Here is a 25,783-nt window from a genome sequence, read left to right as displayed (position 1 = left end):
GCGCGGGGCACGTGGAGCGCGCGGGGCGGGCGGAACGCACGGGGCGAGGGAGGCGGGGGTCGGAGGTCATCGCTGGTCACGGGGGGTAGTTCACACCGGGTTAACAGCGGGGCAACGGTCGGGAAAAGGCTTCTTGGGACGCTCCGTGACGGCCCGATCAGCGCAGTTCGGCCGCACCCGCGCACCGCACCACGTTCGTAGAAGGATGGCGTCACCGTGACCTACAAGGCCGAGTACATCTGGATAGACGGCACCCAGCCGACCGCGAAGCTGCGTTCCAAGACGAAGATCCTGGCGGACGGCGCGGAGCTTCCGGTGTGGGGCTTCGACGGTTCCAGCACCAGCCAGGCCGAGGGCCACGCCTCGGACCGCGTACTCAAGCCGGTGGCGTCCTACCCCGACCCGATCCGCGGCGGCGCGCACGTCCTCGTGCTGTGCGAGGTCTTCGACATCGACGGCACCCCGCACGAGTCCAACACCCGTGCCGCGCTGCGTGAGACGTCCGAGCGGTACGCGGACCAGGAGTCACTGTTCGGCATCGAGCAGGAGTACACGTTCTTCCAGGGCGCGCGCCCCCTCGGCTTCCCCGAGGGCGGTTTCCCCGCGCCGCAGGGCGGCTACTACTGCGGCGTCGGCGCCGACGAGATCTTCGGCCGCGCCGTGGTCGAGAAGCACCTCGACAACTGCCTGGCCGCGGGCCTGACCCTGTCCGGCATCAACGCCGAGGTCATGCCCGGCCAGTGGGAGTTCCAGGTCGGCCCGCTGAGCCCGCTGGAGGTCGCCGACCAGCTGTGGGTGGCGCGCTGGCTGCTCTACCGCACCGCCGAGGACTTCGGCATCTCCGCGACCCTGGACCCGAAGCCGGTCAAGGGCGACTGGAACGGCGCGGGCGCGCACACCAACTTCTCCACCAAGGCCATGCGCGAGGGCTACGAGGCGGTCGTCGAGGCGGCCGAGGCGCTGGGCCGCGACGGCAAGCCGCTGGAGCACATCAAGCACTACGGCGCCGGTGTCGAGTCCCGCCTGACCGGCGCGCACGAGACCGCGCCGTGGAACGAGTACAGCTACGGGGTGTCCGACCGCGGCGCCTCGGTCCGCATCCCGTGGCAGGTCGAGGTCGACAAGAAGGGCTACATCGAGGACCGGCGTCCCAACGCCAACGTCGACCCGTACGTCGTCACCCGCCTCATCGTCGACACCTGCGCCGCGGCCCTGGAGAAGGCCGGCCTGGTCTGAGCGACGGGCCCGTGCGCGGGCCGGATCGTGCCCTGGGGGCGCTCGTCGACGCGACGGGCGCCCCTTCGCGCGCCCGCCCGCGGGGGCGCGCCCCGCGCACCGGCGCGCGGAGTGACCATCGCATCAACGGCTCGTTTGACGATGCGTGAACACGCAAGCGCAGTCGGTGACTTCGCCCGGCGACCCGACGGCTCCCGTGGCCGTGGAAGAGGCCGAGGCGGCGCTCGTCGAGCACTATCCGCGGCTGGTCCGGCTGGCCTACCTGACGCTGCCCGCCGCCCTGGGCAAGCACCGCAGAGTGCTCGTCGCCCACCGGCTGGCGCAGCGGGCGCTGCCGCACCGGGCCAGGTCGGCGCGCGGCGGGGCCTACGGGATGCTGCGCGGCGAGGTGCTGCGGACCGCGCTGGCGTACGGCGGGCGGGGCCGCGGGCACCAGCCGGCGCGGGTGGCGGCGGTGCTCGACGCGCTGCGGCTGCCGGCCGTGGCCGGCCTGCGGGTGCACCCCCGGGCCGGTGGCAGCGACGAACTCGCCCTGGACCGCGCCCTGTCCGCGCTGCCCGCGCCCGCCAGGGCCGCGTTCGCGCTGCAGGCCCTGGAAGGGATGGGCGAGCGCGGCGTGCGGGCGGTGCTGGAACGGGCGGGCGTCGCCGACGTGCGGGGCGCCGTGCGGGCGGCGGCCGCCGTGGAGGGCCGGCATCTGCTGGGCGCGGGCGAGTTCGACCCGTGCACGGTGCAGTCCCGGCCGACGGATCTGCTGCGCCGCCGTCAGCGCACCCGCGTCGGCCTGGTGGCCGCGGCCGTGGTGGGTGTCGGCGCGCTGCTGGCCCTCGCGGCGACGGACGGCGCCCCGGCCGGCCCGCGGATCCCGGCCGGCTCCGCCGCGTCCGGCGCGGTGGACGCCCTCGACCCCGCGTCGCTGGTGCGGGTTCCCGCGGACACCTGGCGGGCCACCGCGCGGATGGACTTCACGGCCTGGCCGGCGCGCGGTGGGCGGGCCGCGGACGGCGCCCTGCTCGGCCGCGCGCTGGACGCGTGGGCGCGCCCGGGCTCCGGCCTGGACGTCACGGCGACCCCCGGCACTGCGCGCAACGCGCCAGCCGGGCCACCGCAACTGCTCTTCGCGGGCGACGTGGACGGCGCGGCGGTGGTGCTCCTGCACGACGGGACGCGGGTCGTGCGGTACGCCGAGCCGCGGAGCGGCGGCGGGCGGGCCGCGCTGGACTTCGCGCGGGTCGACGACGCGGACATCACCACCGCGGCGGCCGTCGTCCTGGACCGCGTGGACGGCAACACCCGCTTCCTGACCGCCCCCTGGGTCGCGGACGCGCAGACCCGCGACCTGCTGGCGCCGGACCGGATCGGGGTGCCGCTGCACCGCGGGAGCGACGGCGTCACCGATCCGGTGCCGATGCCCGGCGGGCCGGCGGCCGCCGGCGCGGGTGCGGCGGCCGGCTCGTGCGGGACGACCTGGCCGGTCCTGCAGCTGCGCTCGTCCCCGCACGTCGCCGAGCACCACTCGTTCCTGCTCACCGACCTCGGCGACCTCACGCCGGTCCATCTGACGTACACCCCGCCGCCGGACGGCGCGACTCCGGCGCGGGCCCCCCGTGAGGCCACCGGGGCTGGGGCGCTGACCAGTTGGGCGCACAGCGCGTGCCGGCTCGGTGCCCTGCGCGGGCAGGGGGTGCGGTCGGTGAACGACTGGGAGTTCGCCCGCACGCCGCTGCCCGAGTCGGCGGGCACCGCCTCGTGGACGTGCGACCGGGCGGACACCTGGCGCGGGCCGGGCGCGGCCACGGTGCAGTTCCTCGCGCCCGGAACCGCCGCAGCGTCGCCCGCCGCTCAGGTGGGCACGCAGCAGGACGGCAGCGCGTGCAGCCGCTTCTGGCCGCACGTGATGGCCGGGGTGATGTGGCGGTCACCGGCCGGCCACTGGTACCTGCTGGCCGCGGCGAGCCGCGACGCCACGGGCCTGACCGCGACCCGCGGTGTGACGGCCTCGGCCCCCGGCCCCTATCTGGCCGTTCGCGCGCCCCGCGCGGCCCGTCCCGACCTCAGCGCCCACCTCCCGGGCGGCGAGACCCTCACCCCGCTCGGCCAGTAGCCGCCCTTCCCCGGCCGGGCGGCGGCAGCCTGGAGGTGGGACGGGCTACTACTCACCCGCCGGGTGCTCCGGGCCGGGAACGCGGAGGGTCATCACCACGTGGTCGTCCTCCCGGCTGGTCTCCTCCCAGCCCTGGGTGGCGTAGAAGGCGCGGGCGCGGGCGTTGGGGGCGAACACCTCCAGCTGGACCGCGGCGAGTTTGGCCTCCTGCCAGACCTCGACGCAGGCGCGGTGCAGGGCGGTGCCCACGCCGGTGCGCCACACGCGGGGGTCGATGTGGAAGTGGAACAGCTTGTCCCCGTCGAACCGGGCGCCGACGACCGCGAACCCCACGATGTGGCCGTCGCGCGTCGCGCACAGTACCGAGCGCTCGCGTGACGCGATGGCCCACGACGTGCCGGTGCGCTGCCGTTCGAGCTCCTCCGGTCCGCTGTAGGCCTCGGCGGGCAGGTGCCCGGCGTAGTACGTCGCGCGGGCCCGCGCGTGGACACCGCTGATCGCGTCCAGGTCCTCGATCACGGCAGGCCGGATCACTACGTGCTGGTTGGTCACGGGTACATGGACGCACCGAGCCGCCCGAAGGTTGCGGATCGACCGCCACCCCGTCCGGACCGGCTGCGGGGGAACGCCGCGGCGGACCGCTCCGGAGGTCAGGCTCCGGGGCGGCCCGCCGCGGGGTGGGCCGGGGTCAGCCGGCCGTCGTGAAGACCGCCACGGTGCGGGCCGGCACGGTGAACGTGCCGGTCGCGGGGGCGTAGGACGCGGTCTTCACGACCGGGTCCGCGCCGGCGGCCTGAACGGGGTGCAGAGCGTAGTGCGTTCCCGCCGCCGAGGCGAGGTGCTGGCTCTGCTGCTGCGGGGTGGCGTTGAAGACGACGACGAGGTCACCGGCCTTCATGGTGATCACGCCGGGGGTCTGGCCGGCGGTCCCGGACAGCGGGAAGGACACCTGCTGCTGGACCTGGTCCGCGGTGCCGAGGTGGAACGCGGGTTCCGCCGTGCGGATCCGCAGCAGGTCCTGGTAGGCGGCCGACGTGCCCTGCATCTGCGCGCAGTCCGGGGTGAGTTGGGGTGCGGTGAGCAGCGGTTTGGCGTACTCCCACTTGCTCTGGTTGTCGGCGGCCTGCGGCAGCCCGCGTCCCATCCCGTTGCCCTGCGCGCAACTCCAGTGGATGGCGTTGAACCAGTCGCCGGAGTCGAAGGAGTTGCGGTCCAGCGACTTGGACCGCAGCAGGTCGGAGCCGGCCTGGTAGAGAGCCGGGCCCTGGGAGAGGGCCGCGGTGGCCTCGGCGAGCACCTGCATGCGGGCCCGGTCGGCGGCCGGGGTGGCGGCCGGGAGCTTGTAGGCGAGGGCGTCGTACAGGGACTCGTTGTCGTGCGCGTCGACGTACGCGAGGGCGTCGCCGGGCGCGTCGGCGTATCCGGCGGGGGCGCCGTTGTAGTCGATCTCGGAGCCGGTGACCTGCTTGCCGTCGGCATCGGTGAAGCCGAACTGCCGCAGGTTGCCGGTGAGTCCGACCTCGATGAGGTCCTGGTAGTGCAGCAGCCGGGCCTTCTGCTCGGCCGCGGTCCCGTTGGCGGTGGAGGAGTTGGGGTCGGTGAACAGGCCGGAGGCGAAGCCCTGGACGCCGGGGTCGGCGTCGAAGGGGCTGCCGCCGCGGACCGCGTCGCGCGCCCGGTCGGAGAACGTGGCGATGCCGGTGCCGGCCATGTTCGCCTGGGTGGCCTGCACGAAGCGGGCGTTGTCGGCGACCTCGCCGAAGTTCCAGCCCTCGCCGTACAGGATGATCTTCCTGCCGTCGACGCCGTCCTTGGCGGGCGTGAGCGCGTCGAGCGCCTTGCGCACGGCGAGGATGTTCGCCTTGGGGTGGTGGCCCATCAGGTCGAAGCGGAAGCCGTCGACCTTGTACTCCTTGGCCCAGGTGACGACGGAGTCGACGACGAGCTTGCCCATCATGGCGTTCTCGGGTGCGGTGTCGGCGCAGCACGTCGAGTCGGCCACCGAGCCGTCGGGCATCAGCCGCTGGTAGTAGCCGGGCACGATCTTGTCGAGCACCGAGGTGTCGGCCTGCCCGGCCGCGGAGGTGTGGTTGTAGACGACGTCCATCACCACGCGCAGGCCCGCGTCGTTGAGGCCCTGCACCATCTGCCGGAACTGGACGGTGCGCGCCGTCCCGTCGGGGTCGGTCGCGTACGAGCCCTCGGGCACCGTGAAGTGGAACGGGTCGTAGCCCCAGTTGTAGGCGTCCTTGGCGGCGGTCCTCGCGACACACGCCTGCTGCTGGTCGCTGTCGGGCGCGTACGACGCCAGGTCGCAGTCCGGGCTCGCCTGGTCGGCGGCCTTCTCCGGCACGGACGAGAAGTCGAACGCGGGCAGCAGGTGGACGTGGGTGATGCCGGCCTTCGCCAGGTCCTTCAGGTGGGTCATGCCCGCCGAGGTGCTGTCGGTGAACGCGGTGTACTTGCCGCGGTCGGCGGCCGGCACGGTGGTGTCGGCGACGGAGAAGTCACGGATGTGCAGCTCCTGGATCTGCGCGCGGCTCATCGGCACGGCCGGCGGCTTGGCCTGCGTGGCCCAGCCCTTCGGCGCGAGCCTCGGGTCGGCGAGGTTCACCAGGAGGCTCTGCCGGGAGTCGGCGGTGAGCGCCACCGAGTAGGGGTCGGTGACCTTGTTGACCACCAGCCGCTGGACGCTGGGCGCCCACACCGTCACGTCGTACAGGTACGGCTTCCCGGTCCAGGCCGGGGTGCCGGTCACCGACCAGGTGCCGCTCGAGGCGTCGCGCACCATCGGGACGGTGCGGCCGCCGATCTCCACGGACACGGTGTGCGCGGTGGGCGCCCACACCGACAGCCGCGGCGTGCCGTGCCCGTCGAACACCGGCCCGAGGGAGGCCTGCTGGGCCCGGCCGGCGTAGACGTCGTCGAGCACGCCCTGCGTCTGGACGCCGGTGGCGGCCAGCAGCGCGCCGGTGGCCGCCCGCTGGGTGGCGACGAGCTGGCCGCGCAGGGCGTCGGTGACGCGGCCGCGGTCGCGCGGGTCGACGGTGAACGCGGTGTAGCCCTTCAGCTGCGGGAAGCGGGCGAGCTGGGCGCCGGTGAGGGCGCCGGCCTTCGTCAGCCGCAGCCAGTGCTGCCCGGCGCCGGTGAGCGCGCCGTCCTTGACGGTGAGCCCGCCGTCGGGGGCGTACACGAGTTGCTGGGAGACGGACGGGGCGCTGGTCTGCCAGGCCACGGTGTCCCGGTCGATCCACTGGGCCTCGGCCTTGCCGAGGTCGAGGTCGGCGCCCGAGCCCTGGGGCTGCGGCAGCAGGTACTTCTCGGTGCCGTCGAGCAGCCACACCTCGTGGCCGGAGGCGGTCAGGTCCAGGGACTGGTCGTCGGGGAGGTCCTTGGTGTCGCCCTTGTGGATGATGTAGCTGAGCGACGTCGCGCCCGCGGCGAGCGGCACCTCGAACACCGCGCCGTAGGAGTCGATCCGGGCCGGCTGCAGCGGCGACGTCCAGTCGGTCGGGTTCGCCGCGCCGGTCCAGTCGTGCAGACCCCAGCCGGAGTAGTCGCCGTCGGCCCGGTGGTAGTGGATGACCGCCCTGGTCGTGTCCTGCGGCGGGTAGGCACCGGCCGGTGCGGTGGTGGCGACGTCGGGACTGCCCTGCTTCACCCACACCTCCCCGGTCGTCGTCAGGTCGATGCTGCGGTCGCCGTCGGTGTCCTTGACGCCGTTCCTGTCGACGACGAGGAACCCGACGCTGGACGCGCCCGGCTTCAGCTTCACGTACGCGAAGGCGCCGTAGGCGTCCCGGCCGGTGAAGGGGTGGCCGGCGGGCCAGGTCGTGCCCTCGCCGTCGGCGATGTCGCCCCAGGCGTACAGGCCCCAGTCCGCGTAGTCCCCGTCGGTCCGCTGGTAGTGCACGATCGCGTAGTCGCGGCTGACCGCGGTCGGCGGCGCCTGCACGGGCACGGCGCCGGTGACGGTGCCGGCGGTCGCGGCCGCGGTGCGGCCGGTGTCGTCGACGGCGACGGCCTTGTAGCGCACGGGGGTCCCGGGCGGCACGGTGGCGGCGAGGGTCTGCGTGACGCGGTACGGCGCGTGGTCGGCGGAACCCAGCACCTGCCAGGGCCCGTTGCCGGTCTGCGCGGCGAACACCACGCGGTTCAGGCCGCCGCCGGTGACGTCGGCGTTCAGCTCGACGGTGCCGGTGGCGCCGGTGGCGGGCGCGGTGAGGGTGATCCGGGGCGCGGTGGCCGCGGCGGGCAGCGGGGTGGCCGCCCGGTAGACCACGGAGCTGAGCGCGGGGACGGTGAGCGTCACGGTCGCGGCGTCCCCGGCCGCGGTGACCGTCCCGGTGGCGCCGTAGAGCGCGCGGTAGGCGGCACCCGCGGTGTTGCCGGTGGGCACGGTCACGGTCCTGGCGGTGGTCGCGTTGTTGACGGCCACCAGGTAGTCGTCACGGGTGCGGGTGTCGGTCCGGGAGGAGGCGTACACGCCGGGGCCGCTGCCGGTGTCGGCGTACCGCTCGGTCTGCACGCCGTCGCGCAGCGCGGGGTGCGCCTTGGTGAGGGCGGAGAGCGCGGCGATGGCGCGGTAGAGCGGGTGCCGCGGGTCGTACGCGTCGGAGGCCGCGGTGCGGGTGGTGCCGATCTCGGGGTCGTCGAGGTAGTCGGCGACCTGCGAGGCGAACATCGTCTGCCGGGCGTCCTTGTCGCCGCCGGAGCCGGTGAAGCCCTGCTCGTCGCCGTAGTAGACGACGGGGTTGCCGCGGCCGAGGAACATCACCTCGTTCGCCAGCTCGTCGCGCTTCAGCAGCTCGGCGTCGCTCGCCTGCGGGTTGTCCTGCCGCAGGAAGGACCCGATACGGCCCATGTCGTGGTTGCCGAGGAAGGTGACCTCCTCGTACGCGTTGGCCTGGTCGGTGGTGTACCGGTAGTCCTGCGCGTAGAGGTTCGCCAGCTTGGCCGGGGAGGCGCCCTGCGAGGCGTAGGCGCGGGCCGCGTCCTGGAACGGGAAGTCGAGCGTCGCGTCGAGGCGGCCCTGCGTGACGTAGGGCGAGGTGACGGCGGGGTCGGCGGAGTAGGTCTCGCCGAACAGGAAGAAGTCCTTGCGGCCCTGCTGGGCGGCGTACCGGTCGAGTGCGGTCGCCCACTGGGTCCAGAACGGCATGTCGACGTTCTTCACGGTGTCGATCCGGAAGCCGTCGATCGCGAAGTCCCGCACCCAGCGCTCGTAGATCTGCTCCATGCCGTGCACGACCTCGGGCCGCTCGGTCCACAGGTCGTCGAGCCCGGAGAAGTCGCCCTGGTCGGCGCTCTCGCCGGCGAAGGTGGAGTCGCCGCGGTTGTGGTACATCGTCGGGTCGTTGAGCCAGGCCGGGACCTTCACGTCCTTCTCGTCCGCGGGCACCGTCGGGGTGCGCGGGAAGGACGCCGTGGTCACCTTCGGGAAGCCCTGGCCGCCCGCGGCGTAGTCGCTGTCGTCGAACGGCGTGCCGTCCGCCGACAGATAGGGGAACGCGCCCTTCGACAGGTAGTCGTAGGTGTTCTGGGTGTTCCCGATGACGTCCGCGGTGTGGTTCGTGATGACGTCGAAGAAGACCTTCATGCCCTTGGTGTGGGCGGCGGAGATCAGCTTCCTCAGGTCGTCGTTCGTCCCGAAGTGCGGGTCGACCTGCGTGAAGTCGGTGATCCAGTAGCCGTGGTAGCCGGCCGAGGCGTCCTTGCCCGTGCCCTGCACCGGCTTGTTCTTGAAGATCGGCGCCATCCAGATGGCGGTGGTGCCCAGGCCCTTGATGTAGTCGAGCTTCCGGGTCAGGCCCTTGAGGTCGCCGCCCTGGTAGAACCCCTTGTCGGTGGGGTCGTACCCGGTGGCCAGGCGGCTGCCGGTGAGGCCTCCGCGGTCGTTGGACGGGTCCCCGTTCGCGAATCGGTCCGGCATGACGAAGTAGAACTGCTCGCGGGTGTCGCCGTGCCGGGCGGGCTGCGCGGCCAGCGCCTTGTCGGACGGCGGCGGGGGTGGCGACTGCTGCGCCTGCGCGGACGCGGTGGGCACGGCCAGGGCCGCGAGCGCGGCGAAGGCGGTGCCCGCGGCGGTCCGCCGGCTGAGCCGGGTTCGCCGGGCACGCCGGTCGTGCCGGAAGGCGTGCAGCCTGAACCAGTCCAGGGCCACGGGCAGTTCTCCTTGCGATCACCCGCCCCCGGGGGGACGGGAAGGGACAGCCTCGCGCCCGGGTCCACGCGCTGAAACCGGGTGCCGCCCCGGCGTCGGTGCCGGAGCTGTCCGGGACCGTATCCCCCGTTCGGGTGTTGCAGCAAGACACCGCAAGGAATTCCAGCGCTCGTCCGCGAAAGGGCGCGACAGCAGCGAACCTGTGTCGCGTTTGCCCCGATCGTGGGGCAACCGACATGCTCGGGTAACGGAGTTGTCACATCGCGACGATCATGGAGAAACGGACTTGCAAGCTCTTTCGCAAGACGTTGCACCGCTGCTACGGTCCCTCCAGCCCGAGCGGGTGGAGCCGGCCGAGGACACGGTCGGCCCCTTGGCCGGATCAGGGCGATCGGGCACTTCCCTCATCAAGGAGTCAGGTATGCGACGCGGCATATCCGCCGTGGCGATGGCCGCGGCCATCGTCCTCGGAGCCACCGCCTGTGGCGGCAACGGCGGCGGCGACGGCAAGAGCGACAGCGGCAAGGCGCAGGACCCCGCCTCGATCTCGGGCACCCTCACCTACTGGGACACCTCGGACGCCAAGAACGAGGCCCCGACGTACCAGGCACTGGTGAAGGCCTTCGAGGCGAAGTACCCGAAGATCAAGGTCAACTACCAGAACGTCGACTTCGGCACCGTGGAGCAGAAGTTCAAGGCCGCCGCGCAGAGCGGCAAGGGCGCGCCCGACGTGGTCCGCACCGACGTCGGCCTGATCCCCGAGTACGCCTCGCTGCACTACATCGCCCCGCTCGACGGCACCACCGCGCTGCAGGACACCGGCGACTTCATGGCCGGCCCGATGAACACCACCAAGTACGACGGCAAGACCTACGGTGTGCCGTCGGTCACCGACACCCTGGGCCTGCTGTACAACAAGGACATCTTCGCCAAGGCCGGCATCACCAAGGCGCCGGCCACCTGGGACGAGCTGATCGCGGACTCCGCCACGATCAAGCAGAAGGTGCCGGGCGTCGCGGGCACGTACGTCAACCCCGACTCCTACTTCCTGTTCCCGGTGCTGTTCGGCGAGGGCGCCGACCTGGCCGACCCGGCCGCGAAGAAGATCACGATCAACTCGCCCGAGGCCGTCAAGGCGGTCACCGAGGCCAAGAAGATCTACGACACCTCGTCGCTGAAGGTCGACTTCGCCAGCGCCTACGACAACATGCAGACCTCCTTCAAGACCGGCAAGGTCGCCATGCTGATCCAGGGCCCCTGGTCGGTCGGCGACGACCTGACCGGCTCGGCCTTCCAGGGCAAGGAGGCCAACCTCGGGTACGCCCCGGTGCCGGCCGGCTCGTCCGGCAAGGCGCTCGCCCCGACCGGCGGCCACGACCTGGCCGTCTACCAGGGCTCGAAGAACCTCGACGCGGCCTACCTGTTCACGCAGTTCATGACCTCGTCGGCCTCGCAGCAGCAGATCGCGCTGAAGAACGGCACCCTGCCGACCCGCACCTCGGCGTACACCGACGCGGTGCTGAAGAACGGGACCATCGCCGGCTTCAAGCCGATCATGGACACCGCCCGCCCGCGGGTCGCCCTCCCGCAGGTCGGCAGCCTCTTCACGCCGCTGCAGCAGCAGTACATCAAGATCCTGCAGGGTCAGACCTCCGTGCAGGCCGGCCTGGACGCCGCGGCCAAGGACTTCGGCAAGCTCCTGCCGGGCTACGCCGTCCAGTAACGGCGGCCACCAGTTCCGGACCGGCCGGCCGGGGCCCCGCCTCCCTCAGGGGAGCGGGGCCCACGCGCCCGGCCGGCCGGTCCGGTCCGTCCCCCCGTAGAGCCCTGCCTGTAGAGACCTGACGAGAAGCCGAGGAGCGATGACCACCGCCACCATGGACGAAGGCGCCCGGGACGTGAAGGCGCCCGCGCCGCGCGCCCCCCACGGCGCATGGACGTCGATCAAGCGGTCGTGGGACAAGCACTGGTACGCGTGGGCGATGGTCGCCCCGGTGGTCATCGTGATCGGCGTCCTGGTGCTGTACCCGCTGTGCTACGGCCTGTACCTGTCGTTCACCAACGCCAACGAGCGCAACGTCGCGCAGAACATCGGCCCCATCCACATCGGCGCCACCTACGACTTCGTCGGGCTGCACAACTACTGGCAGGTGATCTCCGGCGCGGACGGCGACTTCTACCCGCGCCTGGAGTGGACGGTCGTCTGGACCGTCTCCTGCGTGGCGATCACCTACGCCATCGGCCTGGCCATGGCGCTGCTGCTCAACCGGCCGATGCGGTTCCGCCTGTTCTACCGGCTGGCACTGATCCTCCCCTGGGCGGTGCCGGCCTTCATCGGCGTGTTCGCGTGGCGGCTGATGTTCAACTCCCAGTACGGCGTGTTCAACGACATCATCACCAAGGTCGGGCTGCCCGCGCAGGACTGGCTGGGCACGCCGTTCGCGCAGAAGATCGCGGTCATCCTGGTCAACATCTGGTGCGGTGTGCCGTTCATGATGGTCGCGCTCCTGGGCGGCCTGCAGGCCATCCCGGGCGAACTGTACGAGGCCGCCGAGATGGACGGCGCCACACCGGTGCAGCGCTTCTTCAACGTCACCGTGCCGGGACTGCGCCCGGTCACCAACACGGTGATCCTGCTGTCCACCGTGTGGACCTTCAACATGTTCCCGATCATCTACCTGCTGCTCGGCAACAACACCACCGGCGACACCGACATCCTCGTGACGCACGCCTACGAGATGGCCTTCTCCGGCGGCGCGGCCGACTACGCGGGGTCCGCCACCTACGGCATCGTCATCCTGATGATCCTCGTGGCGTTCTCCACCTTCTACCGCCGCCAGCTGAAGACGCAGGACTAGGAGCCGCCGCCATGAGCGCCACCACACAACGCGGCTCCGCCGCCGTCCCCGCCCGTCCCCGCGCCGCCGACACGGCCCGGCGGCGCACCCGCGGCCGCAACGAGCGCAGCCTCGGGGCGTCCTTCGCCCTGCACGCCACGCTGATGGCGGCCAGCGTCATCGCGGTCTTCCCGGTGCTGTGGATCCTGTTCATCTCGCTGGGCCCCAGCACGGCGTGGCAGCAGCCGAACGAGGTGCTCCACCATCTCGGCCTGGACAACTACCGGTTCGTCCTGCTGCACAGCCACTTCCCGCGCTGGTTCCTCAACTCGGTGATCGTCGCCGCGGCCACCACGGTGCTCGGCGTGCTGGTCTCGGCGAGCGCCGGCTACGCCGTCTCGCGGATGCGCTTCCCGGGCCACCGGCCGCTGATGTGGACCTTCCTGATCACCCAGATGTTCCCGATGGCCGTGCTGATCGTGCCGCTGTACAACCTGCTGGTGCAGCTGAACCTGCTGGACACCTACCTCGGCCTCGTCCTGGTCTACTGCACCATCTCGGTGCCGTTCTGCGCGTGGATGCTGAAGGGCTACTTCGACACCATCCCGCGCGAGATCGACGAGGCCGGGCGGGTCGACGGGCTGACCCCGTTCGGCACGTTCTGGCGGCTGATCATGCCGCTGGCCAAGCCGGGCCTGGCCGTCACGGCCTTCTTCAGCTTCCTGACCGCCTGGGGCGAGGTCGCGTACTCCAACCAGTTCATGCGCGACCCGCACACCACCCTGGCGGTCGGCATCCGCACCTTCGCCGCCGACCAGCGCGCCGACTGGGGCAGCATGACCGCCGCCTCGGTGATCATCGCGATACCGGCGGCCATCGTCTTCATGCTCGTCCAGAAGCACCTGGTGACCGGCCTGACAGCCGGCGGCACCAAAGGCTGAGGGCTGACGCCCGAGGGCCTCAGCACCCCGCCGCACCACCGACGCAGCACCCATGCCGCCCCCGCCGCCAGGCACGGGGCGAGCCCACCACCACACCCCACCAAGGGAATCCATGAGCCAGCACCTCACCGACGCGCCCAGCTCCGCCGCCGCCGCTGACGACGCCGAGCGCAGAGACTGGTGGCGCGACGCGGTCATCTACCAGGTGTACCCGCGCAGTTTCGCCGACGGGAACGGCGACGGCATGGGCGACCTGCCGGGTGTCACCGCCCGGCTGCCGTACCTGCGGGACCTGGGCGTGGACGCCGTCTGGCTGTCGCCGTTCTACGCCTCCCCGCAGGCCGACGCCGGCTACGACGTGGCCGACTACCGTGCGGTGGACCCGATGTTCGGCACCCTCACCGACGCCGACGACCTGGTGCGCGGCGCGCACGGCCTGGGCCTGCGGGTGATCGTGGACGTGGTGCCGAACCACTGCTCGGACCAGCACGAGTGGTTCAAGCAGGCGCTGCGCGAGGGTGCCGGCTCACCGCTGCGGGACCGTTTCCACTTCCGCCCGGGCAAGGGCGCGCACGGCGAACTGCCGCCCAACGACTGGGAGTCCATCTTCGGGGGCCCGGCCTGGACGCGCACCACGGACGCCGACGGCACGCCCGGCGAGTGGTACCTGCACCTGTTCGCGCCCGAGCAGCCCGACTTCAACTGGGACCACCCGGCGGTGCACGACGAGTTCCGCTCGGTGCTGCGCTTCTGGCTGGACCTGGGCGTCGACGGCTTCCGGGTGGACGTGGCGCACGGCCTGGTGAAGGCCGCCGGCCTGCCGGACATCGGCCACGCCGAGCAGCTGGCGCTGCTGGGCACCGCCGCCATGCCGTACTTCGACCAGGACGGCGTGCACGAGATCTACCGCGGCTGGCGCCGGATCCTCGACGAGTACTCCGGGGATCGGATCGCGGTGGCCGAGGCCTGGACGCCGACCATCGAGCGCGCCGCCCTGTACCTGCGGCCCGACGAGCTGCACCAGGCGTTCAACTTCGAGTACCTGACGACGCCGTGGGACGCGGCCGCGCTGCGCGCCGTGATCGACACGTCGCTGTCCGCGATGGGTTCGGTGGGTGCGCCGGCCACCTGGGTGCTGTCCAACCACGACGTGACGCGGCACGCCACCCGGTTCGCCAACCCGCCCGGCCTGGGCACCCAGTTGCGGACCGCGGGCGACCGCGCACTGGGCCTGCGCCGGGCCCGCGCGGCGACGCTGCTGATGCTGGCGCTGCCCGGCTCGGCCTACCTGTACCAGGGCGAGGAGCTGGGCCTGCCGGACGTCACCGACCTGCCGGACGAGGTGCGGCAGGACCCGTCGTTCTTCCGCGCCGCCGGCCAGGACGGCTTCCGCGACGGCTGCCGGGTGCCGATCCCGTGGTCCGGTGACGAGGCGCCGTACGGTTTCGGCCCGGTCGCCGGCGGCCCGAGCTGGCTGCCGCAGCCGGCCGAGTGGGCCGGGCTGAGCGTCGCGGCGCAGACCGGCGCCGCGGACTCCACCCTGGAGATGTACCGCACGGCGCTGCGGCTGCGCCGGCAGCACCCGGCGCTGGGCGCCGGCGGCGACGTGACGTGGCTGGAGGCGCCCGAGGGCGTGCTCGCCTTCCGCCGCGACGGCGGCGCGGGCGAGCCCGGCTTCGTGTGTGCGGTGAACCTCAACGGGCACCCGGTGACCCTGCCGGCGCCGGGCTCGGTCATGCTGACCAGTGGTCCGGACGGGCAGTCGGACGGGCAGTCCGGGGCGGCGATTGGTGGCGATTCTTCCGCGACCTCCGCGATCGCCGCGGACACGGCAGTTTGGTGGTCGATCTGACGTGGTGGCGTTCCGTCCCCTAGCATCCGGTGCTGTGACCGCACGGCTCGCTGACATCGCAGCCCAGGCGGGCGTCAGCGAGGCGACGGTCAGCCGGGTGCTCAACGGCAGGCCCGGAGTCTCGGCGGGCACCCGCGAATCCGTGCTGGCCGCCCTCGATCTGCTGGGCTACGAGCGGCCGGTGCGGCTGCGGCAGCGCAGCGCGGGCCTGGTCGGGCTGATCACGCCCGAGCTGCTCAACCCGATCTTCCCTGCCTTCGCGCAGATCATCGGCCAGGCGCTGACCCGGCAGGGCTACACACCGGTGCTGGCCACCCAGACGCCCGGCGGCTCCACCGAGGACGAGCTGGTGGAGATGCTCGTCGAGCGCGGCGTGGCCGGCATCATCTTCGCCTCGGGCCTGCACGCCGACTCCACGGCCGACATGGAGCGCTACGCCCGGCTGCACGGCCAGGGTGTGCCGTTCGTGCTGATCAACGGCTTCTCGGAGAAGGTCGACGCGCCGTTCGTGTCGCCCGACGACCGGGGCGCGGTGCGGCTCGCGGTCACCCACCTCGCGGCGCTGGGCCACCGCAGGATCGGGCTGGCCGTGGGTCAGCAGCGCTACGTGCCGGTGCAGCGCAAGATCGAGGGCTTCGTGGCGTCGATGGGGGACGTGCTGGGCCTGTCGGAACAGGACGCGCGGACGCTCGTCCAGCACTCGCTGTACACGCTGGAGGGCGGGCAGGCCGCGGCCACCGCGCTGATCGCGTCGGGGTGCACCGCGATCGTGTGCGCGTCGGACATGATGGCGCTCGGCGCGATCCGGGCCGCCCGCCAGCAGGGCCTGTCGGTGCCGGAGGACGTGTCGGTGGTCGGCTACGACGACTCGCCGCTGATCGCGTTCACCGACCCGCCGCTGACGACCATCCGGCAGCCGGTGACGGCGATGAGCCAGGCCGCGGTGAACGCGCTGCTGGAGGAGATCGGCGGCACGCCGGCCCCGCACAGCGAGTTCGTGTTCATGCCCGAGCTGGTGGTGCGGGGTTCGACCGCGGCGGTGCCGGCCGCGGCCGCGGATCGCACCCCGCCGGTTCCGCCGCAGCAGTCGCCACGCGGAGTGTCCGGTTCGACACGGACGTGATGCGGGGAACAGCCGCTCGGCGTGAGGGATCTGGCAGACTGGTTTCCTATGGGGGAACTCACCGCGAAGACCGCCGAAACGCCGAAAGGCCGCACGGCCGCCCCGGGCCCTGCGAGTTCCACGGGTTCCACGAGGTATGACGGGGCCGCCGGCGCCACCAGCCCTGCGGAGAAGCGGAGCACGGCGCTGCTGCACCGGCTGCGGACCCCGCGCCGGCCGCGCCTGTGGTTCGAGATCCTGCTGATCGGCTTCAGTTACTGGCTGTACTCGATGATCAGGAACGCGGTCCCGGAGAAGAGGTCGCTGGCGCTGCACCACGCCGACTGGGTGTGGTCCTTCGAGCACAACCTGGGACTGGCCGTCGAGCACGGCGTCAACCACGCGGTCAACTCCGTGACCTGGCTGATCGTCGGGATGAACTACTACTACGCCACGCTGCACTTCGTCATCACGATCGGTGTGCTCGTGTGGCTGTACGTACGCCACCCCGAACGGTACGGGCCGTCCCGGCTGGTCCTCTTCGTGACGACGTGGCTGGCGCTGGTCGGCTTCTGGGCCTTCCCGCTGGCACCGCCGCGCCTGATGAACGGCAAGGGCTTCCTCGACACCGTGGAGCTGCACCACACCTGGGGCTCGCTGTCCCAGGGCAGCCTGTCGCACGTGTCCAACCAGTACGCGGCCATGCCGTCGATGCACATCGGCTGGTCGCTGTGGTGCGGGATCACGCTGGTGACGCTGGCCAAGCCGCTGTGGGCGCGGGTCCTGGGGGCGCTGTACCCGCTGTTCACGCTGACGGTGATCGTCGCGACCGGCAACCACTTCTGGCTGGACGCGGTCGGCGGCGCGCTGTGCCTGGCGGTCGGCTACGCGCTGGTGTCGTGGCTGTACGGCCGGTGGGTGTACCGGCTGCCGGTGCTGCCCCGCCCCGCGGTCTGACGACTGCTCCGTCCTCCGCCCTCACCCGCGGACCCCATCCGGCATATGCCGGAGGCCCGTTCACCGGCCGCGGTCGCTCATCCGTCGTAGAACAGCCGTTCCACGACCGCGCGGGCCCGGCGGGTGCGGCGCCGGTAGTCCTCCAGCATGTCGCCGACGTGGCCGGGCGGATAGCCCAGGTAGCGGCCGACCGCGGCCAGTTCCTTGCCGTCGCCGGGGAAGGTGTCGCCGGGCCGGCCGCGGACCAGCATGACGGCGTTGCGCACCCGGGTGGCCAGCACCCAGGCGTCGTCCAGCACCCGCATGTCCTCCGTGGCGATCAGGCCCTCGGCGTGCGCGGCGGCCAGCGCCCGCCGCGTGCCGGTGCTGCGCAGCGACGGCAGCCGGGCGCCGTGCTGCATCTGCAGCAGCTGCACCGTCCACTCGATGTCGGACAGGCCGCCGCGGCCCAGCTTGGCGTGCAGCGTGCGGTCGGCGCCGCGCGGCACCCGCTCGGACTCCATCCGGGCCTTCAGCCGCCGGATCTCCCGCACCGCCTCCTCGGACAGGCCGCCCTCGGGGTAGCGCAGCGGGTCGATCATCGCGATGAACCGCTCCCCCAGCCCGGGGTCGCCGGCCACCTGCGTGGCCCGCAGCAGCGCCTGGCTCTCCCACACCAGCGACCAGCGGTCGTAGTACGCCCGGTACGAGGCCAGCGTGCGCACCAGCGGCCCGCTCTTGCCCTCGGGCCGCAGATCGGAGTCGATGAGCAGCGGCGGGTCCGCGGTGGGGATCTGCAGCAGCCGGCGCAGCTCGTCGGCCACGGCCAACGCGGCGCGCGCGGCCTCACCGCCGTCCGCCGGATCGTACGGCTCGTGCACGAACAGCACGTCCGCGTCCGAGCCGTAGCCCAGCTCGCGGCCGCCGAGGCGGCCCATGCCGATGATCGCGAACCGGGTGGGCAGCGGCTGCGCGTCGTTGCCGGTCACCGCGTTGACCGCGGCCCGCAGCGCGCCGGCCAGCGTCGCCGAGGTCAGCCCGTAGACGGCCGAGCCGACCCGGTCGACGATCGCCGCGGCGTCCACGGCCTCTTGGTGCTCCTCGGTGTCGTCCCCGTACGTGTCGACGAGGTCGGCGGCCGCCGTGCGGAACAGCTCGCGCCTGCGGACCCCGCGGACCGCCGCGATGGCCTGCTCCGCGTCGGCGGCGCGGCCCACGGCGGCCAGCACCTCCTGTTCCAGCGCGGACGGCTCGCGCGGCACCAGCGCGTCGTTGGAGCCGAGCATGGCGACCGCCTCGGGCGCGCGCATCAGCAGGTCGGGGGCGAGCCGGCCCGAGGACAGCACCCGCGCCAGCCGCTGCGCGGCGGCCCCCTCGTCGCGCAGCAGCCGCAGGTACCAGGGCGTCTTGCCGAGCGCGTCGGACACCTTGCGGAAGCCCAGCAGGCCCGCGTCGGGGTCGGCGGAGTCCGCGAACCAGCCGAGCAGCACCGGCAGCAGGGTCCGCTGGATCGCCGCCTTGCGGGTGACGCCGTTGGCCAGCGCCTCCAGGTGGCGCATCGCGGCGGCCGGGTCGGCGTACCCCAGCGCCTGGAGGCGTTCGCGGGCCGCGTCGGTGCTCAGCCGGCTCTCCTCCGCGCCGAGCTGCGCGACGGCGTCCAGCAGCGGCCGGTAGAAGAGCTTCTCGTGCAGCCGCCGCACCTCCATTGCGTGCCGCTTCCACTCCCGGTTGAGCGTCGCCACCGGCTCCGAGCGGTAGCCCAGGCCGCGGCCCAGCCGGCGCAGCGACGCCTCGTCCTCGGGCACCAGATGGGTGCGGCGCATCTTCTGCAGCTGGATGCGGTGCTCCATCAGCCGCAGGAAGCGGTACGCGTCGTCCAGCGAGGAGGCGTCGGCCCGGCCCACGTAGCCGCCGGCGGCGAGCTGGCCGAGCGCGGTCAGGGTGGTGGGGCTGCGCAGCGACAGGTCGGAGCGGCCGTGCACGAGCTGGAGCAGCTGCACCGCGAACTCCACGTCCCGCAGTCCGCCGGGCCCCAGCTTGAGCTCCCGGTCGACCTGGGCGGCCGGGATGTTGTCGACGACGCGGCGGCGCATCTGCTGCACGTCGGTGACGAAGTGGTCGCGCTCGGCGGCCTGCCAGACCATGGGGTGGATCGCCGCCATGTACTCCTGGCCGAGCGCCGCGTCGCCGGCCATCGGGCGGGCCTTGAGCAGCGCCTGGAACTCCCAGGTCTTGGCCCAGCGCTTGTAGTAGGCCAGATGGCTGGACAGGGTCCGCACGAGGGGGCCGTTCTTGCCCTCCGGGCGCAGGTTGGCGTCCACCGGCCAGATCGTGCCCTCGGCGGTGGTGTCGGAGCAGACCCGCATCATCCGGGCGGCCAGGCGGGTGGCGGCCTGCAGGGCCGGGTTCTCCTCCGCGCCGGCCGCGCTCTCGACCGGCTCGGCCACGAAGATGACGTCGACGTCGGAGACGTAGTTCAGCTCGTGGCCGCCGCACTTGCCCATCCCGATCACCGCGAGGCGGCAGGCCGCCGCGTCACCGGGCTGCTCGGCCGAGGCGATGGCCAGGGCCACCCGCAGCGTGGCGGTGGCCAGGTCGGCCAGCTCGGCGGCGGTGCGCACCAGGTCGCTGGTGCCGCACACGTCGCGGGCGGCTATCCCCAGCAGGCAGCGGCGGTAGGCGGCGCGCAGCGCGTCGGGGTCCTCGGCGCCGGCCAGGCCGCGCTCGAACTCGGCGATGCCGGGGTGCAGGTCGGCGGCCTCGTAGGTGACGAGGGCGTGCCAGTCGGCGGGGTGCCGCGCCAGGTGGTCGCCGAGCGCCTCGGAGGCGCCGAGGACGCCGAGGAGGCGGTCGCGCAGCGGCTTGGCGGTCGTGACGGTGTCGAGCAGGACGCGGCGCTCCGGCTCGTCCAGGGCCTCGGTGAGGCGGACGAGGCCCAGCAGCGCCTGGTCCGGGTCGGCGGTGGCGCCGAGCGCCTCCAGCAGGACGGGGTCCGTGCGGACCGTGCTGAGCACGTCGTCGTCGAGCAGGCGCTCGGCCGTGGCGGGGTCGGTGAAGCCGTGGCGCAGCAGACGGGAGAACGTACTGCTGCGTCGGCCCTGCATGTGCCCTCCCGGCGGGTCGGCCCGCTACGTGGTCGCGCGGTCCCTTCAACTTACCCACCCCCGGTGCGGCTCCCCACCCCACGGCCCCCGGCCGCCGCCGTCACGGCACGCCCGCCCGCCCCGGGCCGCACGTCCCCGCGCCCTCTACGGCGTTCCTAAGGTGCGGGCACGGGTGGCGTGAAGCCGGGGGTGGTGTCCTGCGGGGGTCGGCGGGCCGGCACGGGCCGGCCCCGATGACGGAAGGAGGCGCGATGCGCCGCAGGACAGGACTGGTCGCCGCGGGGACGGCGCTGGTGATGACGCTCGGGGCGACCGGGGCCGCGGTCGCCGCGGGAGCGGGCTCGGCGTCGGACGCCGGGGGCACGGAGCACAACGCGAAGGCCACCGCTCCGGCCGACCCGGGGAAGGGCACGGCCGGGAAGGACGCGGGCAGGGGCAAGGGCGGCAGCGGCGACACGCTGGCGTCGCTGGCCAAGCGCTACGGCGTGACGGTGGCGCGGCTCGACACCGCGCTCCGTCACGTCAAGGAGCGGCTCGGCGCGAACGGCGGCGACGTCAGGGACCCGGCGCTCGTGCGGGGGCTGGTCCGCGACCTCGGGCTGAGCCGGCAGCAGGCGACCCGCCTGCTCGGTGAGGTCTTCGGCCCGGCCGGCGCCCCGGGCAGGGGCAAGCCGGGGAAGCCCGGCGCCCCGGGCAAGGGCAAGCCGGGCGACCCGGGCAAGCCCGGTAAGCCCGGCGGCGCGCTGTCGACGTTCTCCGCGGCCGAGCTGGCGAAACTCCTGGGTGTCCCGCGAGCCGAGGCGAAGACGGCGCTGGACGCCGTCGCGAAGCTCGCCTCCGGTCCCAAGGGCAGCGTGGACACGGCGGGCCCGCAGTTCGCCGCGATCGCCCGGCGGGCGGGCGTCACACCCGAGCGCCTCGCGGACGCGCTGTTCACGCTGAAGATGGCGGCGGCCAAGCCGGCGGGCACCGTCCGCTCGGTTCCGCCCTCGGCCTGACACCGGGTGCGGGACCCTGTGGCCATGCGACTGCTGGTGGTTGACGACGACGACGCGGTACGGCGCTCCCTGGCGCGCGCCCTCGTCCGGGACGGGTACGAGGTGGCGGTGGCGGCGGACGGCCTGGCCGCGCTGGAGTCGCTGGCCACGCACCGGCAGGACGCGGTGGTGCTGGACATCCTGATGCCCGAGCCCAACGGGCTGGAGGTGTGCCGCACCCTGCGGGCCCGCGGGGACCGCACCCCGATCCTCATGCTCACCGCCCGCGACCTGGTCGCCGACCGGGTCGCGGGCCTGGACGCCGGCGCGGACGACTACCTGGTGAAGCCGTTCGCACTGGAGGAGTTGCGGGCCAGGGTCCGGGCGCTGCTGCGGCGCAGCGGCGCGGACAGCGAGGTGCTGCGGTTCGCCGACCTGGAGCTGGACACGGCCGCGTGCCGGGCCCGGCGCGGCGACCGGGTGCTGGAGCTGACGCGGACCGAGTACGCACTGCTGGAACTGTTCCTGCGCAACCCGCGCCGGGTCCTCAGCCGCACGCTGATCTTCGACTCGGTGTGGGGCTACGACTTCGGCCCGTCGTCCAACGCGCTGTGGGTGTACGTCAGTTACCTGCGGGCGAAGCTGGAGGCGGACGGTGAACCGCGGCTGCTGCAGACGGTGCGGGGCCTGGGCTACGTGCTGCGGGAGCAGGAGTGAGCCTGCGCAACCGCGTCGCGCTCGCCGGCGGCGCGGTGGTCCTGGCGGCCCTGGTCGTGGCGGCGCTGGTGCTCTACCCGTCGCTGAGCAGCAGCCTGACGGCGCAGCACGACAGTTCGCTGGTGGCTGCGGCGCAACAGGCGCCGGACCTGGTCGCGGCGTTCAAGCAGAAAGCCGCCGGCACCTCCGAGGCGCGGAAGCCGGACGCCGCGAAGGACGGCCGGGCGACGGGCGATCCGAAGGCGAACGGCCCCACGTCCGCCCCGGACGCGCTGAGCCCCGGCTCCGTCATCCCGCAGCGCCCCGTCGACGTCGGCTCGACGCTGCTGCAGTTCGTGGCGGCCCCGGTCATGGAGGGCCCCTCCGCGGGCTTCGCCGACCTCACGGCCACCGACGTCCAGGTCGCGGACGGCACCCGCGCGCCGTACTTCCGGTACACCGACTACGGCGGGGTCCGCTACCGCGTCTACACCGCGCCGCTGGTGGGCAACGACGGGACGCTGGTGCGCGCCGCGGTGCCGACGTCGGTGGTGGGCGCGACACTGCACCGGCTCGAACTGCTGCTTCTGGCCATCATCGCGGGCGGCTGCGTGCTGGCCGCGCTCGCGGCCCGGCTGGCGGCCGGGAGGGTGCTGCGGCCGGTGCGCCGGCTCACCGACACCGTCGAGCACGTCACGGCCACCCAGGACCTGTCGGCGCGGCTGGCGGCCGACGGCAAGGACGAGATCGCCCGGCTGACCCGCTCGTTCGCCGCGATGATGTCCGCGCTCGACGATTCGGTGGGCGCCCAGCGGCGCCTGGTGGCCGACGCCTCGCACGAGCTGCGCACGCCGCTGACCAGCCTCACCACGAACCTCGAACTCCTGGGCGAGGGAACGGGCGTGGCCGATCCGCAGGCGCCGCTGCTGGTGCGCGAGGCCCGGGCGCAGGCCGCCGAGCTGACCACCCTCGTCAACGACCTGGTGGACCTGGGCCGTTACGGCAGCTCGCCGAACGGCACGCACACCGAGGACGTGCGGCTGGACCTGCTGGCCCGCCGGGTCGTGGACCGCGCGGCGACCCGCGCGCCGCACGTGGAGTTCACCGCCGCGCTGGAGCCGTGCATGGTGCACGGCGACCCCGACGCCCTGGAGCGGGCCATCGGGAACCTGGTGGACAACGCGATAAAATGGAGCCCTGACGGCGGGCCGGTCACGGTGGCGACGACCCCGGCCGGAGAGGTGTCGGTCACCGACCGGGGGCCGGGCATCCCCGCCGCGGACTTGCCGTATGTCTTCGACCGCTTCTACCGGTCACCGGCCGCGCGTTCGCTGCCCGGGTCGGGACTCGGCCTGTCCATCGTGCGGCAGATCGCCGAGACGCACGGAGGCGGTGTGGCGGCCCAGCCCCTTGGCCAGGGCGTGCGGCTGGTGCTCACCCTCCCTCCGGCTCCGTGACCGACGACGGGTGGGCGCTCAGCGTTCGCCGACATTTCACCGAATCTCGTCTGTCCCACGGCCCCCCTCCGCCCCTAGCTTTTGGCATGCACACTGCCGTTCGGTCGTCTTTCCCCCCTCTTCCTCGGAGGTAACCCGTGCCCGGGTGGATCTCGCCCCGCCGCAGCCGCACCGCCCTCGCCACCGCCGTCGGCCTCGCCGCCGCGTCCACCGGACTGTGGGTGGGCCTGGGCGGCAACGCCCACGCCGCCGGCGCCGTGCCGAGCCCCGACCACGTCGTCGTGGTCGTCATGGAGAACCACGCCTACAGCCAGGTGATCGGCAGCTCCAGCGCCCCCTACATCAACAACACCCTCAAGGCGGGCGGCGCGAACCTGACGCAGAGCCACGCGATCACGCACCCGAGCCAGCCCAACTACTACGCCCTGTTCTCGGGTTCGACGCAGGGCGTCACCGACGACAGCTGCGTGACCCCCGGCTTCAGCTCCGCCGCCAACCTCGGCTCCGAGGTCATCGCGGCCGGCCAGAGCTGGGGCAGCTACAACGAGACCCTGCCCAGCCAGGGCTCGACGACCTGCAAGAGCGGCAACTACGCCCAGAAGCACAACCCCTGGTTCGGCTTCAGCAACGTGCCGACCAACACGGCGAAGACCTTCGCGCAGTTCCCCACCGACTACTCCACGCTGCCGAAGATGTCCTTCGTCACGCCCAACCTGTGCAGCGACATGCACGACTGCTCGGTGTCCACCGGCGACACGTGGATCAAGAACAACCTGGGCGCCTACGCGACCTGGGCCAAGACCCACAACAGCGTGCTCGTCGTCACCTTCGACGAGGACAACTCGCTGAGCGGCAACCGCATCCCGACCGTGTTCTACGGCCAGCCGGTCACCGCGGGCAGCTCCAACGGCACCACCTACAACCACTACAACCTGCTGCGCACGCTGGAGGACCTGGCGGGGACGTCGACGCACGCCGGCCAGGCCGCGTCCGCGTCGGACATCACCGGCATCTGGACCAGCTGACCGATGTACGTCAGCGAGAGCCGCGGCAGCACGCCCGCGGTGACCGCACCGGCCGCCCGGGGCCTGTTCCCCGGGCGGTCGGCTGTGAGCGCCACGGTGCTCGCGCTCGGTGCGGTCAGCCTGATCACCGACATCTCGTCGGAGATGGTCACGGCCGTGCTGCCGCTGTACCTGGTCACCGGGCTGGGCCTGTCCCCGCTCGGCTTCGGTCTGCTCGACGGGGTCTACAACGGGTTCAGCGCGCTCGTCCGGCTGGTCGGCGGCCACCTCGCCGACCGCGGCGGGCGGCACAAACCGGTCGCGGCCCTGGGGTACGGCCTGTCCGCGCTGTGCAAGCCGCTGCTGCTGGCCGTGCACACGCTGCCGCTGATCGGCGCGGTGCTGGCCCTCGACCGCACCGGCAAGGGCCTGCGCACAGCCCCGCGGGACGCCCTGATCTCGCTGTCCTCGCCGCCGGAGACGCGCGGCAGGGCGTTCGGCGTGCACCGGGCCATGGACACGACCGGCGCGCTCCTCGGGCCGCTGGCCGCGTTCCTGATCCTGCGGCAGGCCGCCGAGGGCTACGACGCCGTGTTCACCGTCAGCTTCTGCGTGGCGGCCCTGGGCGTGGTGGTGCTGCTGCTGTTCGTGCCGTCCCGCTCCCCCGAGCTGACCGGCCCGGCCCCGGCGACGGCCGCCGAACGCCCGTCCCTGCGGGCCGCGGTGGGGCTGCTGGGCCGGCGTGAACTGCGCGGCCTGTCGCTGTGCGCGGTGGTTCTGGGCCTGGCCACGGTCAGCGACTCGTTCGTCTATCTGATGCTGCAGCGGCGGCTCGGAGTGTCCGACCGCTGGTTCGCGCTGCTGCCGCTGGGCACGGCCGCGGCGTTCCTGCTGCTGGCGGTGCCGCTGGGCCGGTGGGCGGACCGGGTGGGCCGCTGGCGCGTGTTCGTCGGCGGGCACTTCGCGCTGCTCGCCGCGTACGGCCTGCTGCTGTCGCACGTGCACAACGGGGCCCTGCCGTACGCGGTGCTGGCCCTGCACGGCTCGTTCTACGCGGCCACGGACGGCGTGCTGATGGCCGCCGCGGCCGGTTCGGTGCCGGCGGCGCTGCGTTCCAGCGGCCTCGCGCTGGTGCAGACCGGGCAGGCCGCCGCCCGGTTCGTCTGCTCGATCGCGTTCGGCGCGGCCTGGACGGCGTGGGGCGACCGCTCGGCGCTGAGCGGCGCGGCCGTGGCGCTGGCGCTGAGCGTGGTGCTGTCGCTGAGGTTGCGGCGGGACGCGCGGGACGCGGGAAGCCCTCGGGATGCGGGAAGCGGAGAGGACGCGGATGGCTGAGGCCGGCGAAGTGCGGGAGAGCGGCGTGCGGGAGAGCGG

General features: G+C 73.1%; 16 protein-coding genes. 13 read left to right on the top strand and 3 right to left on the bottom strand.

Annotated features, from left to right (window positions below):
- Positions 1–216: 216 nt before the first annotated feature.
- Together glnII and BMW99_RS21665 are read left to right on the top strand one after the other, a co-directional pair.
- Complete coding sequence (gene glnII / locus BMW99_RS21670) at positions 217–1,236, top strand: glutamine synthetase (RefSeq protein ID WP_069462423.1); 1,020 nt, start codon at positions 217–219, stop codon at positions 1,234–1,236.
- Positions 1,237–1,381: 145 nt separating this feature from the next.
- Positions 1,382–3,340, top strand: a complete 1,959-nt coding sequence (locus BMW99_RS21665; RefSeq protein ID WP_245791574.1) for a hypothetical protein — start codon at positions 1,382–1,384, stop codon at positions 3,338–3,340.
- A 48-nt stretch (positions 3,341–3,388) separates the two neighbouring features.
- On the opposite strand, the gene BMW99_RS21660 is transcribed toward BMW99_RS21665, so the two are convergent.
- Both BMW99_RS21660 and pulA read right to left on the bottom strand, forming a co-directional pair.
- Positions 3,389–3,892, bottom strand: a complete 504-nt coding sequence (locus BMW99_RS21660) for a GNAT family N-acetyltransferase (protein WP_245791573.1) — start codon at positions 3,890–3,892, stop codon at positions 3,389–3,391.
- A gap of 136 nt (positions 3,893–4,028) precedes the next feature.
- A complete protein-coding gene (gene pulA, locus BMW99_RS21655) occupies positions 4,029–9,503 on the bottom strand; it encodes a pullulanase-type alpha-1,6-glucosidase (protein ID WP_245791572.1) in 5,475 nt (1,824 codons plus the stop codon).
- Positions 9,504–9,924: 421 nt separating this feature from the next.
- Here pulA and BMW99_RS21650 point away from each other — a divergent pair, with 421 nt between their 5' ends.
- The 6 genes from BMW99_RS21650 to BMW99_RS21625 all read left to right on the top strand — a co-directional run bounded on the left by BMW99_RS21650 (position 9,925) and on the right by BMW99_RS21625 (position 17,192).
- Positions 9,925–11,226, top strand: coding sequence for an extracellular solute-binding protein (locus BMW99_RS21650; protein ID WP_069462422.1), 1,302 nt, complete (start codon positions 9,925–9,927; stop codon positions 11,224–11,226).
- Between the two features lie 139 nt (positions 11,227–11,365).
- The gene (locus tag BMW99_RS21645; protein ID WP_069462421.1) at positions 11,366–12,361 is read left to right on the top strand and encodes a carbohydrate ABC transporter permease; all 996 of its coding nucleotides are present in this window, start codon (positions 11,366–11,368) and stop codon (positions 12,359–12,361) included.
- An 11-nt stretch (positions 12,362–12,372) separates the two neighbouring features.
- Positions 12,373–13,281 (top strand): sugar ABC transporter permease, encoded by a 909-nt coding sequence (locus BMW99_RS21640; RefSeq protein WP_069462420.1) that lies wholly within the window; start codon positions 12,373–12,375, stop codon positions 13,279–13,281.
- A 112-nt stretch (positions 13,282–13,393) separates the two neighbouring features.
- Entirely contained in the window at positions 13,394–15,133 is a 1,740-nt protein-coding gene (locus BMW99_RS21635; RefSeq protein WP_069462419.1) for a glycoside hydrolase family 13 protein, read from the top strand.
- A 34-nt stretch (positions 15,134–15,167) separates the two neighbouring features.
- The gene (locus tag BMW99_RS21630) at positions 15,168–16,256 is read left to right on the top strand and encodes a LacI family DNA-binding transcriptional regulator (protein ID WP_069462418.1); all 1,089 of its coding nucleotides are present in this window, start codon (positions 15,168–15,170) and stop codon (positions 16,254–16,256) included.
- Positions 16,257–16,304: 48 nt separating this feature from the next.
- Positions 16,305–17,192, top strand: coding sequence for a phosphatase PAP2 family protein (locus tag BMW99_RS21625; RefSeq protein ID WP_069462417.1), 888 nt, complete (start codon positions 16,305–16,307; stop codon positions 17,190–17,192).
- 77 nt (positions 17,193–17,269) lie between these two features.
- On the opposite strand, the gene BMW99_RS21620 is transcribed toward BMW99_RS21625, so the two are convergent.
- Positions 17,270–20,275, bottom strand: a complete 3,006-nt coding sequence (locus BMW99_RS21620) for a bifunctional [glutamine synthetase] adenylyltransferase/[glutamine synthetase]-adenylyl-L-tyrosine phosphorylase (protein WP_069462416.1) — start codon at positions 20,273–20,275, stop codon at positions 17,270–17,272.
- Between the two features lie 251 nt (positions 20,276–20,526).
- Here BMW99_RS21620 and BMW99_RS40155 point away from each other — a divergent pair, with 251 nt between their 5' ends.
- From BMW99_RS40155 to BMW99_RS21595, 5 genes are all read left to right on the top strand, one after another.
- Entirely contained in the window at positions 20,527–21,273 is a 747-nt protein-coding gene (locus BMW99_RS40155) for a LysM peptidoglycan-binding domain-containing protein (protein WP_107485392.1), read from the top strand.
- Positions 21,274–21,297: 24 nt separating this feature from the next.
- A complete protein-coding gene (locus tag BMW99_RS21610; protein ID WP_075017362.1) occupies positions 21,298–21,969 on the top strand; it encodes a response regulator transcription factor in 672 nt (223 codons plus the stop codon).
- Positions 21,966–23,405: a sensor histidine kinase gene (locus tag BMW99_RS21605; RefSeq protein ID WP_069466677.1), complete on the top strand. Its 1,440-nt coding sequence runs from the start codon at positions 21,966–21,968 to the stop codon at positions 23,403–23,405. Before BMW99_RS21610 ends, BMW99_RS21605 begins: the two co-directional genes overlap by 4 nt.
- Before the next feature lie 137 nt (positions 23,406–23,542).
- Entirely contained in the window at positions 23,543–24,430 is an 888-nt protein-coding gene (locus BMW99_RS21600; protein ID WP_069466676.1) for an alkaline phosphatase family protein, read from the top strand.
- 3 nt (positions 24,431–24,433) lie between these two features.
- A complete protein-coding gene (locus BMW99_RS21595; RefSeq protein ID WP_075017361.1) occupies positions 24,434–25,744 on the top strand; it encodes an MFS transporter in 1,311 nt (436 codons plus the stop codon).
- The last annotated feature ends 39 nt before the right edge of the window (positions 25,745–25,783 follow it).

Source organism: Actinacidiphila rubida, assembly GCF_900110255.1.
Classification (GTDB): Bacteria; Actinomycetota; Actinomycetes; order Streptomycetales; family Streptomycetaceae; genus Actinacidiphila; species Actinacidiphila rubida.
The sequence above is the reverse complement of the archived record's forward strand: the minus strand, read 5'-3'. Positions and strand labels throughout refer to the sequence as shown.